Source organism: Ulvibacter sp. 2305UL32-6 (assembly GCF_058148545.1).
The window spans coordinates 39,113-56,046 of record NZ_JBYVKA010000001.1 but is presented as its reverse complement, the minus strand read 5'-3'; the positions used below and the strand labels follow the sequence as shown (position 1 = coordinate 56,046).

16 protein-coding genes are annotated in these 16,934 nt (G+C 37.3%); 8 read left to right on the top strand and 8 right to left on the bottom strand.

Annotation, left to right across the window (positions count from 1 at the left end; translation table 11 throughout):
- Positions 1 to 49 precede the first annotated feature (49 nt).
- The 4 genes from ACY2RU_RS00290 to ACY2RU_RS00275 form a co-directional block, all read right to left on the bottom strand.
- Positions 50 to 547: an OmpH/Skp family outer membrane protein gene (locus ACY2RU_RS00290; protein ID WP_490136400.1), complete on the bottom strand. Its 498-nt coding sequence runs from the start codon at positions 545 to 547 to the stop codon at positions 50 to 52.
- Between the two features lie 109 nt (positions 548 to 656).
- The gene (locus tag ACY2RU_RS00285) at positions 657 to 1,100 is read right to left on the bottom strand and encodes a DinB family protein (protein WP_490136399.1); all 444 of its coding nucleotides are present in this window, start codon (positions 1,098 to 1,100) and stop codon (positions 657 to 659) included.
- 2 nt (positions 1,101 to 1,102) lie between these two features.
- Positions 1,103 to 1,345 carry a hypothetical protein gene (locus tag ACY2RU_RS00280; RefSeq protein WP_490136398.1) on the bottom strand — a complete coding sequence of 81 codons (243 nt, stop codon included), beginning with the start codon at positions 1,343 to 1,345 and terminating at the stop codon, positions 1,103 to 1,105.
- A complete protein-coding gene (locus ACY2RU_RS00275; RefSeq protein WP_490136397.1) occupies positions 1,342 to 1,803 on the bottom strand; it encodes an SRPBCC family protein in 462 nt (153 codons plus the stop codon). The genes ACY2RU_RS00280 and ACY2RU_RS00275 overlap by 4 nt, the downstream gene beginning before the upstream one ends.
- Before the next feature lie 223 nt (positions 1,804 to 2,026).
- Here ACY2RU_RS00275 and ACY2RU_RS00270 point away from each other — a divergent pair, with 223 nt between their 5' ends.
- The 7 genes from ACY2RU_RS00270 to ACY2RU_RS00240 all read left to right on the top strand — a co-directional run bounded on the left by ACY2RU_RS00270 (position 2,027) and on the right by ACY2RU_RS00240 (position 11,583).
- A complete protein-coding gene (locus ACY2RU_RS00270) occupies positions 2,027 to 3,988 on the top strand; it encodes a peptidylprolyl isomerase (RefSeq protein WP_490136396.1) in 1,962 nt (653 codons plus the stop codon).
- Positions 3,988 to 4,839 carry a peptidylprolyl isomerase gene (locus ACY2RU_RS00265; protein ID WP_490136395.1) on the top strand — a complete coding sequence of 284 codons (852 nt, stop codon included), beginning with the start codon at positions 3,988 to 3,990 and terminating at the stop codon, positions 4,837 to 4,839. The genes ACY2RU_RS00270 and ACY2RU_RS00265 overlap by 1 nt, the downstream gene beginning before the upstream one ends.
- Complete coding sequence (locus ACY2RU_RS00260) at positions 4,817 to 6,232, top strand: peptidylprolyl isomerase (RefSeq protein ID WP_490136394.1); 1,416 nt, start codon at positions 4,817 to 4,819, stop codon at positions 6,230 to 6,232. Before ACY2RU_RS00265 ends, ACY2RU_RS00260 begins: the two co-directional genes overlap by 23 nt.
- Before the next feature lie 15 nt (positions 6,233 to 6,247).
- Positions 6,248 to 7,201 carry an AAA family ATPase gene (locus ACY2RU_RS00255; RefSeq protein WP_490136393.1) on the top strand — a complete coding sequence of 318 codons (954 nt, stop codon included), beginning with the start codon at positions 6,248 to 6,250 and terminating at the stop codon, positions 7,199 to 7,201.
- Positions 7,202 to 7,238: 37 nt separating this feature from the next.
- The gene (locus tag ACY2RU_RS00250; RefSeq protein ID WP_490136392.1) at positions 7,239 to 8,378 is read left to right on the top strand and encodes an acyltransferase family protein; all 1,140 of its coding nucleotides are present in this window, start codon (positions 7,239 to 7,241) and stop codon (positions 8,376 to 8,378) included.
- Positions 8,379 to 8,608: 230 nt separating this feature from the next.
- Positions 8,609 to 10,882 carry an aconitate hydratase gene (locus ACY2RU_RS00245; RefSeq protein WP_490136391.1) on the top strand — a complete coding sequence of 758 codons (2,274 nt, stop codon included), beginning with the start codon at positions 8,609 to 8,611 and terminating at the stop codon, positions 10,880 to 10,882.
- Between the two features lie 128 nt (positions 10,883 to 11,010).
- The gene (locus tag ACY2RU_RS00240) at positions 11,011 to 11,583 is read left to right on the top strand and encodes a TlpA family protein disulfide reductase (RefSeq protein ID WP_490136390.1); all 573 of its coding nucleotides are present in this window, start codon (positions 11,011 to 11,013) and stop codon (positions 11,581 to 11,583) included.
- Positions 11,584 to 11,590: 7 nt separating this feature from the next.
- Here ACY2RU_RS00240 and ACY2RU_RS00235 read toward each other — a convergent pair whose 3' ends face one another.
- From ACY2RU_RS00235 to ACY2RU_RS00225, 3 genes are all read right to left on the bottom strand, one after another.
- Positions 11,591 to 12,061 carry a DUF1572 domain-containing protein gene (locus ACY2RU_RS00235; RefSeq protein WP_490136389.1) on the bottom strand — a complete coding sequence of 157 codons (471 nt, stop codon included), beginning with the start codon at positions 12,059 to 12,061 and terminating at the stop codon, positions 11,591 to 11,593.
- Entirely contained in the window at positions 12,054 to 13,085 is a 1,032-nt protein-coding gene (locus ACY2RU_RS00230; protein WP_490136388.1) for a hypothetical protein, read from the bottom strand. Before ACY2RU_RS00230 ends, ACY2RU_RS00235 begins: the two co-directional genes overlap by 8 nt.
- Positions 13,086 to 13,279: 194 nt before the next feature.
- Positions 13,280 to 13,894 carry a MarC family protein gene (locus ACY2RU_RS00225; protein WP_490136387.1) on the bottom strand — a complete coding sequence of 205 codons (615 nt, stop codon included), beginning with the start codon at positions 13,892 to 13,894 and terminating at the stop codon, positions 13,280 to 13,282.
- A 412-nt stretch (positions 13,895 to 14,306) separates the two neighbouring features.
- Here ACY2RU_RS00225 and ACY2RU_RS00220 point away from each other — a divergent pair, with 412 nt between their 5' ends.
- Entirely contained in the window at positions 14,307 to 15,374 is a 1,068-nt protein-coding gene (locus ACY2RU_RS00220; RefSeq protein WP_490136386.1) for a methyltransferase, read from the top strand.
- A 5-nt stretch (positions 15,375 to 15,379) separates the two neighbouring features.
- Here the strand turns inward: ACY2RU_RS00220 and ACY2RU_RS00215 are convergent, their stop codons facing one another.
- A complete protein-coding gene (locus tag ACY2RU_RS00215; protein WP_490136385.1) occupies positions 15,380 to 16,855 on the bottom strand; it encodes a vanadium-dependent haloperoxidase in 1,476 nt (491 codons plus the stop codon).
- Between the last annotated feature and the right edge of the window lie 79 nt (positions 16,856 to 16,934).

Here is a 16,934-nt window from a genome sequence, read left to right as displayed (position 1 = left end):
AGCGCCCGATTCGTGAGAATCGGGCGCTTTTTTATACTTCTTAATTGTATTACTCGTCCTTAATGCCTAGATCATTCATGACTGGGATAGTTAAGTCATAGGCAGGGTCTATGTATGCTAAATTGCTTCCTATTTGTAAAACTTGTGTATAACCCTGAGCTTTTGCAATTTTCTCAAGTGACTTACCGATCTTTTGGTACGCCGGGCGTAATAATTCATCACGTTTTAGATTAACTAAAGTCGATCCGTTGCTTTGAAACTTCGAAATATCTTCTTCCAATTGAAGAATCTCCTGTTGTTTGGCAACTTTCACCTCGTTTGTAAATCCGGCTTCTCCTGCTTGATACGCCTGAGCTGCCGCCTCATATGCTTTTAATTTTGTGCTCATTTGAGCGTCAAGATCTTTTCCGTAGACTTCCAATTGCGATTGAATGGTGGTCAATTCGGGAAGTTTTGAGATAATATAGTCAACATCAATAGTGCCAACTTTAGACTGTGCTACACTGCTAACGCAGATAAATAAAAATAGAATTTTAAATAATTTCATTGTTTTGTGTTTTAATGTTGAAGTGGTTTCAGCAGCTGCAATATTACTAAAAATCTCACTAAAGACTTATTTCTTTGTGGTGCGTTTCAAAAATGCTGCCAAATTTACTTTATCGTTTGTAGAAAATAAAATCGGTACTTACAGGAATCACCCCATTCTGTTTAAGTTCAGTGATAATTTGCCCGCGGTGATACGTTCCGTGATTGATCATATGGTAGATCATATCGGCTATTGCATTTGTAAATTGATCGCCAACGGTATTAACATAGGTTATGCTTTCTGAAATGTTACAGTTTTCCAGCATATGAAGGCTCAGCTCATGATTTTCTTTGTTTACCTTCGGAAGGTCCTCCAATCGAAATAGCGCCCAAACACCTTGAGTATGGGGCTTTCTTAAAATGCGATTGGTCCAAATATTCTGGGCATTTAGCGTATGACAAATAAGTGTTTGAACCCTTTCTGTATAGGCTGACGGATTGTTGGTCATCAAGCTTATAACCTGACCGTTACTGTGATAATTGTATTCAAATTTATCTTTAAAGAAGACTTTCATCGTTATTCGCTTTGATACCGTTGTCCGCGATTCGGTTTTAAACGCTCGCGCAGGTCGGTCATGTGTTTTTCGGCTACGATCATAACAGCCATCCAGTGCATGTCTGAGACTTGTTCGGTAGTGCAGATGTACGGCGAAATAGCTTCGGCTTCTGCAAATTCCTTGAGATGAATTATATGATGTTCGGCTGTTTTCTCTGCATTCGGACCTCTAAAATCCCAAATAAGTTTAATTCCTTCTTTCATGATGTTTTTTCAACGCTCGCTCCATTTTCCGCGAAATTCTTAAAATCTTCCATATATTTTTTAGACTGCTTTTTAAACGCTCCGGGCATCAGGGCTCCCATGGTCTTCATCATAAATCCTGAAAACTGAAATTCACTTTCGCTACGCCATTTGGTTGTGTTTTTGTCAATGGCCTCAAAGTAGTTTTTCTGAATATTATGAACGTTTTTAGCATCGTAGCTCGCGTGAAACTCAGATGGAAAATTATTTTTGAGAATGGTCTCAATCATAACCATCTCTCGTTTCCCCATTTTATATTCAAGTTCCATTTGGGCCCCTTCGGCCTTAGGATCATTTTCATTTAGTAATTTGTACCGAATCAATCCGCGTTGCCAATGCTTCATGTTCTCAGGATTGTCCATTTTTTTGATCACTTCTTCTCTCGGAAGATCGATGATCGTTTCAACAGTATATTTCATAATATATTGATTTTAATCTCTGTTTGACAAATTACAAATTTTCGGCATAATTTCTGAATGAAAGCGTACTAGAAAACATCTCATAACGTTATGCCTAACATAGTTGTAAACCAATGGCTTTTTATTATTTTTGCACGGCTGCAAATAAAACCGATGTATTGTATTTGCAAGCTTCATTTTTTTAGAGATATAAAACGAATATTTATTAAAGCAATCATTACCCATGAAAAGAACGATCTATTCCTTTTTTATTTTTATGCTGTGTGCAAGCAGTTTATTCGCACAGAAGAAAGATGTTTTACTAACTATAGACGACGATCCTATTTACGCTAACGAATTCAAACGAGTGTTTAAAAAGAATCTCGATTTGGTACAAGACGATTCTCAAAAAAGTGTGGATGGTTATCTCGAGCTATTTATCGATTATAAACTTAAAATTGCTGAGGCATACGCTCAGGGACTTGATAAGAAGAAAGAGTACAAGAAGGAGTTTTCAAAATATGAAGAACAACTGGCTCGTAACTATATCTTTGAAGATAAGGTAACTGAAGATCTTGCCAAAGAAGCCTATGAGCGAGGTTTGGAAGAAATTAAAGCGGCGCATATTTTGATCTTGACAACATTTGATGATCCTCCGCAGGATACCTTAGCTGCCTATAATAAGATTAGCAAGATTAGAGAAGACCTCATTAAAAATGGTGGTGATTTTGAAGCTAAAGCCAAAAAGACTTCCGAAGAACCCAATGCAGACAAGTCTGGCGGAAATCTTGGTTATTTTACAGTATTTTCATTGGTATATCCTTTTGAAACTGCGGCCTATGCTACGCCGGTGGGAGAAATTTCTGAAATCACTCGTACCCAATATGGTTATCATATCATTAAAGTGTTAGATCGAAGAGAGCGTGAACCTGAAATTTCGGTGTCGCATATCATGATTACCGATAAGAAAGGCGATACACGTACGTTTAACCCGGAAGAACGCATCAATGAAGTTTACGGTTTATTACAACAAGGCGAATCGTTTGAAGGCTTGGCGAAGCAGTATAGCGACGATAAGAATTCGGCTAAAAACGGAGGTAAATTGAATCGCTTCGGAAAAGGCGATCTGAAGTCTCCCGAATTTGAGGAAGCAGCATATAGCCTTAATAAAGCTGGGGAATATTCAAAGCCGATCCAATCTAGTTTTGGATGGCATATTATTCGGTTAGACGAGAAACACGACATTGCGACCTTCGATGAAAAAAAGACTATGCTCGAAAAACGAGTTGCCGAAGGATCACGATCTAAGATCGTAACACATGCTGTTAATGATCTTATCAAAAAGAAATTCGGTTTTAAAAAAGGAGCTGATTACCATTCATATTTCGATCTTTTGGTGGGTGACGAAGTATTATCACGCCGTTGGAAATTAGATACTATTCCCCCTGAAGACAATAAGACGCTTTTTACTATTGCCGATAAATCGTTAGACTTTAGAAGTTTTGCAGAATTTATTGAGGAAAGACAAGTTACAACACGAATGCCAAAAATAAAGAGTAGATTTTTAGCCGAAATGTATGACGAGTTTGAAACGCAAGAGTTAAAACGATACTTTAAAGATCAATTAGAGGCTGAAGATGAAACTTACGCAGCGGTGATCTCTGAATATCGTGATGGATTATTGATTTTCGATGTGATGGACTCAAATATCTGGCGTAAAGTGCGCAAAGATACTACTGGCCAAAAGCAATACTATGAGCAAAATAAGGAATCTTATAAGTGGAAAGAACGTGTAGGTGGTCAAATTTACGCCGCAACCAGTTTAGAAACTGCCAAGCAAGTATCAACTATGCTTAATGAAAGTAAGTCGGCAGACGAGATCAAAAAAGCAATTAACGTAGATAATAAGATTGGTGTTATAGTTACAAGTGGAATGTTCGAGATAGACGCTCGTGATCTTCCAGAAGGTTTTGTAGCAGAAGAAGGTGTTTCTAAAATTTATGAACAAGGCGATTCATTTCTTGTGGTGCGTGTTTCTGATGTTACTCCACCTAAAATAAAGCGTTTCGAAGAGATCAAAGGAAGGGTGATGTCCGACTATCAAAATGAAGTGGAAGCCAATTGGATGAAAGAACTTCACAAAAAATTTGATGTTGAGATCAATAAAAAAACGCTTAAAAAAGTCAAGAAAGAATTAAAAGCATAATGCAAAAATTCCTCCTCATCTGCATATTGTTTAGCTTAGTTTCTTGCGATCTTTTTAAGCAAGAGGATCCAAGGGTTCCTGTAGCGAGAGTAAACAATAGTTTTTTGTATGAGGATGACGTAAGGGAATTGATTTCTGAAACTACTTCGGAAGAAGATAGTACCTTAATCGTGAATAATTATATCAACCGGTGGGCTACGCAACAATTACTTATCGATCAGGCTAAAATAAACCTGAGTGAGCAAAAGCAGGAAGCTTATAACAAATTAGTGCGTAATTATAAGAATGATCTATTTACCGAAGCGTATAAGAGCGCTATGGTAATGCGGCAATTAGACAGTACGGTTTCAGAACGTGAGTTTGAAGATTTTTATGAACTCAATAAAATTAATTTCAGACTTAATGACGTTTTATTGAAGGTTCGTTATATTCATGTAGATGAAAACTTCACCGATCTGCAACAAGCGAAAGAAAAGTTCGTCCGTTATAATGAATCTGATAAAAAGCAATTAAGTGATCTGGCTATTCAGTTTAAATCATACAATTTAAATGATTCGGTATGGGTTAAAAAAGAAGCCCTTGTAGAGGCCATTCCGGTGATCAAAGACAAAGCAGAGCAAGTGTTAAAAAAATCAAATTTTACACAACTGCAAGATTCATTAGGTTTATATTTGGTGAAAATTCAAGACGTGCTTAAAGCGAATGATATCGCACCATTGTCGTATGTTAAGCCAACCATTAAACAGATAATTATAAACAAGCGAAAGCTTGAACTGATAAAGAAATTTGAAATAGATATTACGAAAGATGCAATTAAAAACAACAATTTTGAAATATACCAGAATAAGTAGCTTACTGATAGCTTTGTTGCTAGGTACGACCGCCTTCAGCCAAGAGATCATAGAAGATACTGTAGAAGAGGAAGTAGCCGAAGTGATTGATAGTTTGGCTCCATTTAAACGATATAAAGCCGAAGGAGTAAGTGCTGTAGTAGGTGAGTATGTGATTTTAGACAGTGATATCGATAAAAGCTATATTGAATATAAGGCTCAGGGAATATCTACTGAGGATATCACAAGATGTCAACTTTTAGGTAAGCTTATGGAAGATAAACTATACGCACATCATGCCAAGATAGATAGTATTTTAGTGCCAGATGCTGAAATCAATCAACAAATAGATCAGCAGTTGGCTTATATGATAAGTGAATTAGGGAGTGAAGATAAGGTGGCAAAGTACTATCGCAAGGATGATATATCTGATCTAAGAACAGAGCTTTTTGAAGTTAATAAAACACTTAAATTGGCTTCTGAAATGCAACGAACCATCGTTGAAGACGTTGAGGTTACTCCAGAAGAAGTTCGAAGTTTTTTCTATTCAATTCCAGAAGAAGACAGACCATTTTTTAGTGCCGAATTGGAAGTTGCGCAGATCGTAGTAGAACCAGAAATTACTGAAAAGGCCCGTGCAGCTGTTATTGCGCGCTTAAATCAAATGCGCGCCGATGTTGTTGATAACGGAGCCAGCTTTTCAACCAAGGCGGTTTTATATTCGAAAGATGGAAGTGCACAAAAAGGAGGGATGATAGCCGGAATCAAACGTAATTCTCCGTACGCTAAAGAATTTAAGGATCAGGCATTTTCGTTGTTAGAAGGAGAAGTTAGTGAACCTTTTGAAACTGAGTTCGGTTACCATATTTTATACGTAGATAAGATTCGTGGGCAAGAAGTAGACGCACGTCATATTATTCTCTTTCCAGAGGTTTCGCAAGAAACCTTAGATGCTGCTAAAACTAAAATTGACACGATCCGGGAATCACTTCTCGCTGGGAAATACACTTTTCAAGAGGCCGCTCAACGCTATAGTACAGAAACTGAAACGCGAAATAATGGAGGTCAATTGGTAAATCCACTTACCTATGATACCCGTTTCGATCTTACTAAAATGGATCCAACTTTAAGCGCACAGGTTTATAACTTAAAAGAAGGCGAGATCTCACCAGTATATAGTGATCGTGATTATACAGGGAAGACAACATTTAAGATCATGACCGTAACCCAACGTCATGACGAGCATCAAGCGGATTACGTAAACGACTACGAAAAGATCAAGGCGCTGGCGTTAAAGGAAAAGCAGATAAAAGCGATCGAAAAATGGCAAGGTAAAAAGATAAATGATACGTATATTAGCGTAAATGAGGATTACCAAGATTGTACATTTTCTAGTAATTGGCTTAAAAAATAAAACCCACTTTAGCTTATGTCAGACGTTGCGGCAGTAAAACAACTCGTTACAAAATATGAGGCGCTTCGCCAAGAGATCAAAAAAGTCATTGTAGGACAAGACGAGGTAGTAGAACAAGTTTTACTTTCTATATTTTCGGGAGGACATGCTTTACTTATTGGTGTTCCCGGACTGGCAAAAACGCTTTTAGTAAATACCGTAGCCCAAGCTTTAGGGCTGCAATTTAAACGTATTCAGTTTACACCAGACCTAATGCCGAGTGATATATTAGGATCTGAGATCTTAGATGAAAACAGAACCTTTAAGTTTATAAAAGGTCCCATTTTTTCTAATATTATCTTAGCTGATGAGATAAACCGTACGCCGCCAAAAACGCAGGCAGCTTTATTAGAAGCGATGCAGGAACGTTCGGTTACTGTTGCTGGTCATCACTACAAACTCGACTTACCGTATTTTGTTTTGGCAACTCAAAACCCCATTGAGCAAGAAGGAACATACCCGTTGCCAGAAGCCCAATTAGACCGTTTTATGTTTGCTGTAAATCTTGATTACCCAACCTTTGCAGAAGAGGTTGAAGTAGTAAAGATTACAACTACAGGAGAAACTAAAAAAGTGAATGCACTATTTACTTCGGAAGAAATTATTGATTTTCAACATTTGATTAGACGTATTCCTGTAGCCGATAATGTGATTGAATACGCAGTTACCTTAGTTGGAAAGACACGCCCTAAAAGTCAATCGGCACCAGAGATCGTAAAAAATTATATTGATTGGGGTGCTGGACCACGAGCGTCTCAAAATCTAATTTTAGGAGCTAAGGCGCACGCAGCGCTTAAAGGAAAGTTTTCTCCAGATATTGAAGACGTACAAAAAGTAGCAATCGGTATTTTACGTCACAGACTTATTAAGAACTACAAAGCGGAAGCAGAAGGTTTGAGTATCGAAGAAATCATTCAACGCCTTTTTTAAGCTTTTTTAGCTACCTTCACTTTCAGAATTTACAAAAGTGAAAATTGATTACGCCAATCGAATTTTTGGATTAGACTTGATGCGATTCGTTGCTATCATGTGTGTATTGGTAAATCATGCGCTATGGAATTTTCCCAATGAAACAGGCGCCATCTTCGGTATCTTACAAAGCCTCGGTTTTATGGGAGTTGAGATATTCTTTGTGCTCAGCGGATTCTTAATTGGGCGCATTCTCTTTCGAATTTTTACTTCAGAAACATTTTCGGCTAATGATCTGCGCTATTTTTTAGTTAGACGCTGGTTTCGAACACTTCCTACCTATTACTTCATTTTAATCATTAATGTTTTAATAGTGTTATGGATAGGGCGTGAGCTTCCTGAAACCTTATGGCTATATTTCGGTTTCCTTCAGAATACGCACTTTGCAATGGACTTATTCTTTACCGAATCATGGAGCCTTCCTATTGAAGAATTTGCCTATATCATTGGTCCGGCGCTTCTCTATCTTAGCTTATTCTTAAAATTGAAGATCTCGAAAACCAAGCAATTTTTATACATTACCCTTGCAATCATCTTATTCTTCCTTATAACCAAATTGTACTATAACTCTGTTGCGGTAGGCTTTGACATTTTAGACTGGAATAGATCGCTAAAAGCTGTGGTGCTCTATCGTATCGATGCCATTTATATTGGGGTGTTGGCTGCGATAATTTCGTTGGTTCAAGTAGATTTTTGGAAAAAACATCAAATCCCTGCAGCTTTCATTGGTGGTGTGCTCTTCTTCGGACTTTTTGCATTGGTTCAAATTTTTGATCGTAGTTCGGAAGCGTTTAAGACATTATTGAACGTTTGGTATTTACCGCTCAACTCGATCAGCATTGCACTCTTTTTACCCTATTTGTCTCAACTTCAAGTAAAATCGGTTGCCATTGTAAGGCCAATTACCTTTATAAGTGTTATTTCCTATTCGATGTACTTACTTCATTATTCTATTGTACTTCAACTTATGCGTACGCGTGTTGATATCGAGATAATGTCTTTTTCTGGAAAAATTTTATTTTCGATAGGGTATATGGCTATTACTATCCTTTTGGCCTACTTTTTATACCGCCTTTACGAAAAACCACTTACAGATTTACGCGATTCAGGAAAATTGAAAAGATACTTCGGAAAGTAAAATTATGAATACCACAGTTTTGCACGTTTAAAAATGCCATATTCGTAATATATTTTACTGAATGTTCTATTTTACTGAATTATATTTAACAATTTCTCTTCTTTGTTGTGTATTTGTGAATTATTGTAAATTTTAGTAAATTTGCAGCAAAGCAAGAAACGAGATTTTGTAGCTTTAACAAGTACAATTTTGCTTGCAAAATTTACTAACAACTCTTAAAAAATATTTCTATGGCATTTGATATTGACATGATTAAAAAAGTTTACGCCCAAATGGCTGAGCGTGTGGATAAAGCACGTGAGATCGTGGGTAGACCTTTAACCCTTTCTGAAAAAATATTGTACAATCACCTTTGGGATGGAATGCCTACCAAAGCATTTACTCGTGGAAAGGATTATGTTGATTTTGCACCAGACCGTATTGCTTGTCAGGATGCAACCGCCCAAATGGCACTGCTACAATTTATGCAGGCAGGGAAACCCAACGTTGCTGTACCAACAACTGTACATTGTGATCACTTGATCCAAGCAAAGGATGGAGCTAAAGCTGATCTTAAGCATGCGAATGAAGTGAGTAATGAAGTATTTGACTTTTTAGAATCTGTTTCCAATAAATATGGAATTGGGTTTTGGGCACCGGGTGCTGGAATTATTCACCAAGTGGTTTTAGAAAATTATGCATTCCCTGGAGGAATGATGATTGGGACCGATTCACATACCGTGAATGCTGGTGGGTTAGGAATGGTAGCCATTGGTGTTGGTGGAGCAGATGCAGTAGATGTTATGGCAGGAATGGCTTGGGAACTAAAGTTTCCGAAGTTAATAGGAGTGCGCTTAACAGGAAAACTTAGTGGATGGACAGCGCCAAAGGATGTTATTCTACGTGTTGCTGAAATTTTAACGGCTAAAGGAGGAACAGGTGCCATTGTTGAATATTTTGGACCAGGAGCGACAGCCATGTCATGTACAGGAAAAGGAACCATTTGTAATATGGGTGCCGAAATTGGCGCAACAACATCTACTTTTGGTTATGATGAATCTATGGAACGCTACTTACGCGCAACAGATCGTGCTGATGTTGCCGATGCTGCCAATAAAGTAAAAGAATATTTAACTGCAGATGCCGAGGTGTATGCAGATCCAGATACGTATTTTGATCAAGTGATCGAGATCAATCTTTCAGAACTTGGACCACTGCTTAACGGACCCTTTACGCCAGATCTTTCTACTAGTGTTGGAAAAGATATGACTAAAAAAGCAACCGAAAACGGTTGGCCAATTGTGGTTGAATGGGGATTGATAGGTTCTTGTACAAATTCATCATACGAAGATCTTTCACGAGCTTCTTCTATTGCACAACAAGGAATTGATAAAGGTTTAAAACTTAAATCTGAATTAGGAATCAATCCAGGTTCAGAGCAAGTGCGATATACTGCTGATCGTGATGGTATTTTAGGAATTTTTGAAGACTTAGGCGCTAAGATATTTACGAATGCTTGCGGTCCTTGTATCGGACAATGGGCACGCTATGAAGATCCTAAAAATGCACCTAAGAATAGTATCGTGCATTCTTTTAATAGAAACTTTGCCAAACGTGCCGATGGAAACCCAAATACACATGCTTTTGTAGCGTCACCTGAGCTAACAGCTGCTATTTCCTTTGCTGGTCGATTAGATTTTAATCCAATGACAGACTCACTTATCAATGAAAATGGTGAAGAAGTCCGATTTGAGGAGCCAACTGGATGGGAATTACCTCCTAAAGGTTTTGCTGTGGAGGAAAATGGCTATGTTGCTCCAATGGAAGATGGAAGTGGTGTTGTGATCAAAGTATCGCCAACAAGCGAAAGATTACAATTACTTACGCCTTTTGAACCTATTAAAGATAGCCAAGTTCAAGGTATGAAATTACTTATCAAAGCCTACGGAAAATGTACTACCGATCATATCTCTATGGCGGGTCCTTGGTTGCGTTTTAGAGGTCATTTAGATAATATTTCGAATAACTGTCTTATTGGAGCGGTGAACGCTTTTAATAAAAAGACAAATTTTGTAAAAAATCAACTAGATGGAGAATACGGTGGTGTTCCAGATACACAACGTGAATACAAGAAGAACGGTATTTATACAGTTGTAGTGGGTGATCATAACTATGGTGAAGGTTCTTCTAGAGAACACGCCGCAATGGAACCACGCCATTTAGGAGTGGCTGTTGTTTTAGTTAAATCGTTTGCACGTATCCATGAAACCAACTTGAAAAAGCAAGGAATGCTTGGATTGACGTTTGCGAATGAAGCTGATTACGATAAAATTCAGGAGAATGACACCTTTAATTTAATTGATATCGCCGATTTTGCTCCAGACAAACCTCTCACTATTGAAGTAGTACATGAAGATGGTTCTAAAGATATCATTAAGGCGAATCATACCTATAATGATGCGCAGATTCAATGGTACCGTGAAGGAAGTGCTTTAAATCTCATTAAAAAGCAAAACGCTAAATAATAAAAAACTCCCGCTTTATAAGCGGGAGTTTTTTTATTGTATTTGATAGATCGAAAAGTCATCTCGGATACCAAATACAAGCGTATGTCTTGTTTGATTAAAAGCTAGGCTCGTTTAATTTTACCTTTATGCTTCGACTAAAAACATTTCTGAAAAAACAATGGAGTAATGTTCTTTTTGTATTGATCATAATTCTAATGATCATACCACAAACACGTATGCCTATTCAAGTTTTTCTACAAAGACTAATTGCATTTAGTCCTTCGGAAATAAGTGTGGAAGATAGAAGTGTACTTACCGATTACAAGTGGGATTTACTTGCATTAGACGGAAGTACTGCTGATTTTTCAACTTCGGAAGGAAAGGTGATTGTGGTCAATTTTTGGGCGACTTGGTGTCCGCCATGTGTTGCTGAGATGCCATCTTTACAATCGCTCTATGATCACTATGGAGATAAAGTTGATTTCTACTTTATTTCTGCGGAAGAAGCCGAAAAACTTTCTAGCTTTCTTCGGAAGAAAGAATATAGCTTCCCTGTATATAGACAAATAGAAGAAGCGCCCGAAGCTATTCGTACGAATGCATTGCCAACCACCTATGTGATTTCAAAAAATGGAACCATTGTGATTAATAAAACGGGAGCGGCAGCCTGGGATAGTGAAAAGGTTTATACGTTGTTAGATGAACTCATAAGCGAGTAGCTAGCAATTAGTGTTGTTCATTCACGAGTTTTTTAAGCAGTGCGATCTGGCCTAAATGATAATGGCTATGTTCAATTAAGCCGTGAAGGTTTCTGAAATAGGAACCATATTTTACATCGTAGAAGTCTTTAAGCATCATTTCTTCTGGGAGTTGTTCAATAAGAGAAGCAAGGGCTTCAACATCGCTCCATGTTTTTTCTTTCATTGTGTTCCAATCGGTGTGAGATGTTATCGGTGGATGATCAAAACTTAAATGATCTGCAGCGTTTAAGGGGTTTCCTCGCAGCACATCAAGTTGCGCGACAACATAGTAATGACTGTGAAAAAGGAGCGTTGCAATGGTGTTTAGCGATCCTATTTGGGTTGTTGCTTGTTTCCAATCAACATCTTCCAATTGTTTTTTAAAATTAGAAGCCGTCCAGTTGCCATCAAAATAGACATCGCGCAAGTGTTTTGCAGTTTGAGTAGCGCTATTCATTGTGGGTAGTGTTTTGTAATTTGCTTAATAATTTTTCTTTAAATTTATCTTTCTCATCAATATATAGAACTAAAGTTTTAAACGTTTTCTTGATTCCATATAAACCGGTTAGGTGTTGTGTTCTATTGAAAGTGATGATCATATTGTGAGTTTCCAAGCTTCCTAAAAATGATAAACTTCGAATCTCGTTATCCAATTTTATTTCACGGGAGCTTATTTCAATCGATTCAATTTCGTGATAGGCTATGGTTGCTTCGCCCATGATTCCATACCGAAGATATAATGCTGAATCGTCTAAAATGATGGGTCTTTTCAACATCGCTTTTAAAAAGCCAAAAAGCTGAATACCAGAATAAATACTCAACAGGGTGAAGATCCACGCGGCTATAATACTCCAGTTAACAAGGATCTTGTGGAAAACAACAGTTTCAACCGCAACAATAAGGATGATGGCCGCGAGGAGGGTAATGGTACCACTATTTTTATGATAAGAGAATTCGTTACATTTTAGAACTTTGGGTTTCCAGTAGACGAAGCCGTAGTAAAATACTGCGATTTCGGTAACCACTGGGATTACAAATGCCTTTGGAAGTATTTTGGAGCAAGCTTCTTTCAGTAAGATAAAAAAATCGGTTGTTTGATCGTTGCTTCGGTCATAAGATCTGAGCAGTTTCCGAAGATGATATATAACGTACGATGCAACGGTTATTTCAATTAGGGGAATAGCCCAAGTTTTGAACAAATCTAAATAGTATTGGTTTTCCGAAGGAATACTAAAAGTAGCTACAAGCACCCCTAGGAATATAAAAGGAACTACGGTAGTTTTGGGAATATTGGTTTTCCTAATTAATAAAAAATAGAGAAACGGAATTGTTAGCAGTAGATCAACTGTAATAGCTGTAGCAAGCAGTTCGGGGCTTTTGGTAAACGCAGAAGAACTTGCAATCACCACCATAAGAATTACAAGACCGAGCGGTATTAAAAACCGTATAAAGGTATTTTGAACTGTTAGTTTTTGATCCATAAAATAGGACTATCACTATAAAAATGCATACACGCTTAAAGATACAAAATACAATGGCTTTTTTGCATTATTTATTGGATGTAGCGAATACAATATTCTTTTCTGCGAAATGGTGATGGGCTAATTAACGATATCGAGCACTATTTCTGCCTTTGGGCGCTCTGCACAGCAGAAAATGTATTTAGCACGTTCAATTATTCTAAAATAACAAAGAACCCTTTTAGTCCTGATAAGATACTTTGAACCGCGTAGGAGGCGAGAATAAGTCCCATGATCTTACTTACTACGGTAATTCCGTAATCTCCAACCCGTTCTTTTACCTTATTTGCAATAAGTAATAGTAAACATGTAATTGTAATAACCACAAATACCAATACTGTGGTCATAGCTTGTTGTTGAATTGAATAAACTGTATTGTCGGTCATTAAAACCACCGCCATGATCGCTCCAGGAGATGCGATAGATGGAATAGCGACAGGAAATATGGTAACATGCTTATAATCTTTGATTAGATGTTTTTCAGATTCTGGTTTACCATCTCCAAAAATCATGGTAAGAGCAAATAAAAATAAAATGACACCTCCCGATATTTGAAAAGCATCCAGAGAGACATCCATGCCGTCAAGAACGAGTTGTCCAACAATAATAAAGATCAAAAGAATGAGGAACGCGATAATGGAAGCACGTATGGCAACACGTTTTCTATGGGTTTTATTTAATTGTTTGGTAGCCTCTAAATAAACAGGTACTGAACCTAATGGGTCAATTACGGCAATTAAAAAAAAGATAGTATTTAAGATTTCGGTCATTGTGGCTTATATGAATTAATAAAATTAAAAATTTGACAATAGTTAAACACACTTTAGAAGTTAAAATATTCTTTCCGCGCAACAATTATATAAGTCATATTTTAAGAGTTTCGTTGATGTACGGTTGTCATTCATTTTAAATAATACCGATCTACTTTCTCTTTTACTTATTTCTTATACTGGTTTTTAAAGTATCTTTGGCAAATATTATTTATTCGGTGATATTAATTATTAACTCGTGTACTTTTTGCACTTTGTTTGGGCTTTCTTTAGAAAGCTGAGAATATAATTGATTTAACTCTAGCGAACAACTTAATGCCTGATTGCTAGTAAGTAACTACCATAGAGTTTTTTAATCTTACGCTTTGCTAATCTCATTAGTCTGCAACTCGTTTCAATTCAATGTTAATTGATGAATGCAGCTATAAATGTAAATAAGCCTGAGCCTATTGTGGTTGGAGAGCAAGTGGTGTTGTTTGATCGCACAACAGATATAAGACAAACCATTCAAAGTTTGGAAGCGGGTACACCCGTATTAATTATGGCATTTTACAGCGATGGAATGTTACTTCTGAAGGGGCTTCAAAAATATTTAAAAAGTAAATTACCAAACAAGACTTTTAAAGAACAACGTCAGTATCGTTCCGAATATCAGAGACTTTCAAATCTGATTATAATTGAGATTGAGGATCACCAGCTAAAAGTTAAAAAATCACCTTCAATAGGATGGTTAAAAATGCTGTATCCAGAAACAAGTAGTTTTTTTCTCGCCTTCCCCCAAGTTCAAGGCCTAAATAGTTCTTGGCAATGGTATCAAAACGGAATTGTAGTACCAGTTTTACGCAATAAGCTGCATCCGTATTACGGTGTTTATTTTCCTACACGATTTGATCATTTAATACTTTTTGACAATTGGTTAAAACGATATAAGGGTGCGAAGAAATCTGCAATTGACGTAGGCATAGGGAGCGGTATTCTTGCGTTTCAACTCATTAAGCACGGTTTTCAGAAGGTTTATGGCACAGATATAAATCCGAATGCCATTGTTGGTCTCACGGCGGTTATGGCAGATACAAAGCTATCGAGGAAAATAGAATTAGATTTTGGATCTCTTTTTGGAAACTTGCAAAAGCAATCTGAATTAATTGTATTTAATCCACCCTGGCTGCCAAAATCGAATGATCTAAATAGGAATGATGAAGCCATATATTACGACAAACAGCTATTCCCTGATTTTTTTAAGGAAGCAGGTGAGAGGTTGCTAGACGACGGAAAACTCGTTATTATATTTTCAAATTTAGCTCAAATTACGAATGTATCGAAAGAGCATCCAATTGAAAAAGAACTAGATGAAAACGATAGGTTTCAATTAGAAAAATGCTATAAAAGAGTTGTAAAAACTGCTTCGGAAAAAACCAAGCGAGATCAACACTGGCGTTCTTCCGAAGAAGTAGAGCTATGGGTATTAACAAAAAAGTAAATAGTTTACAATTCTTCTCCGATATGTTTCTTATAAAATTTCCAGGTTTCTTTGGCTACATTTCTTCCTAATTCCAATCCGGCAATGTTATCAGACTGGATATGATATCCACCCAAAACTCTTGATATTCCTGCCATTTCAGCGGTTTCCGTAAATGTTGGGAATTTTAAGGTAATTGTATCTCCCAGATTATATGGTTCTGTGAGAGCGCCTGCAACCAAAACAGCCTCAGATCCAAATTCTTCACTACCCGTCCACATTTTTAAGGCTTCAGCACAACCTCCACTAATAGTACTATGGCCTGAAGTGTAACTAGGAAAAGGAGGGCATAAAAATACTTCTGGTGAATACGGCTGCCATTCTGTGCCATCCATTTCAATCATACCTTTTCCTTCGCCACCCCACGCTTTTATTTTTTGATTCTCATAATATTTATGTACCAATGCATATGGTCTGGCAGAGTCATAGTACATTTTAGAATCCCAGGAAGCGATAAACGCATCCATTGCTACCACTTGATTATAAAAATACATTTTAACGTCTTGATCAAGCGTATGATTGTCTCTTCTAGAAACATCCTGTGCAAATTTTAACCAATGCCCTGCTTGTTGAACAGATTGTGGGCCATCCCGCATAAATTCGACTAAAGCTTTTTGATAATCAGTTAGGTTTAATTGTAATTCGATAACCTCCTGAACTTCTTTTTCCATTTGTTCTGAGCCGATCTTTGGGGGTGGACCTGGGCGAAATTGATCGCCAGACTTTAATGCAATAGGTTTCACCTTATCCCAAAATGGGGTAAGGCATCCTGGAGCATATTTTCCGCCTTTGCCATCTGAGAAATATTTTGGTTGCCAACGGTCTGGATCTATATTTTCATCTGGAGAGTTTACAGGTGAGTAGCCCGTATAATCGAAGTAAGGTTGCCCGTTTGAACCTTCTTCTTCTCCGTATTGATTTGCACCATCATTTTTTCTGGCTTCAATAACAGCTTTGGCTGCCAAGTTTCCAATTCCTTCAGGTGTATTTGGATCTAAAGATTCATTTGTGGGGTCTAATCCCAGACTTACCATAAAATCTGCGAACATCTCCTTATCAGAATAATAATATTCATTCATTGCTCTAAAAGCCGCATAGCTAATAGCGATCTCTTTGTTCTTAAGAGTTTGTTCGTCTGTAGGTCTTCTTTCAACTCCATCTAAGTAAACAGGTATGGCTTTCGCATCAAACCTTGACCAAGCGTCGAAGATGGAAACCGATATTAATCCTAAATATCTGGAAGTAACCGTTGGTCTTGGCTTAAATCTTTCCGTATCATTAGCTTGCGCTGTTAAAGCCATAAATCCCCATTTGTATGCAACATTATTAACCCCTTTGGGCTCTGCAATCTCTATTGAAATTGGGTCGTCCTTTTGATTTTCTTTTTGCTTACAGGAAAATAGTGTTAATGTGATAATTAACAGTAGTAATGTTTTTTTCATATTGAAATAATTAGGTTGTGTTAATGCCGCAAGTAAACTGTGTAGAAGGCTTTTGGCTTTTGTAATTCGTTATGGCACT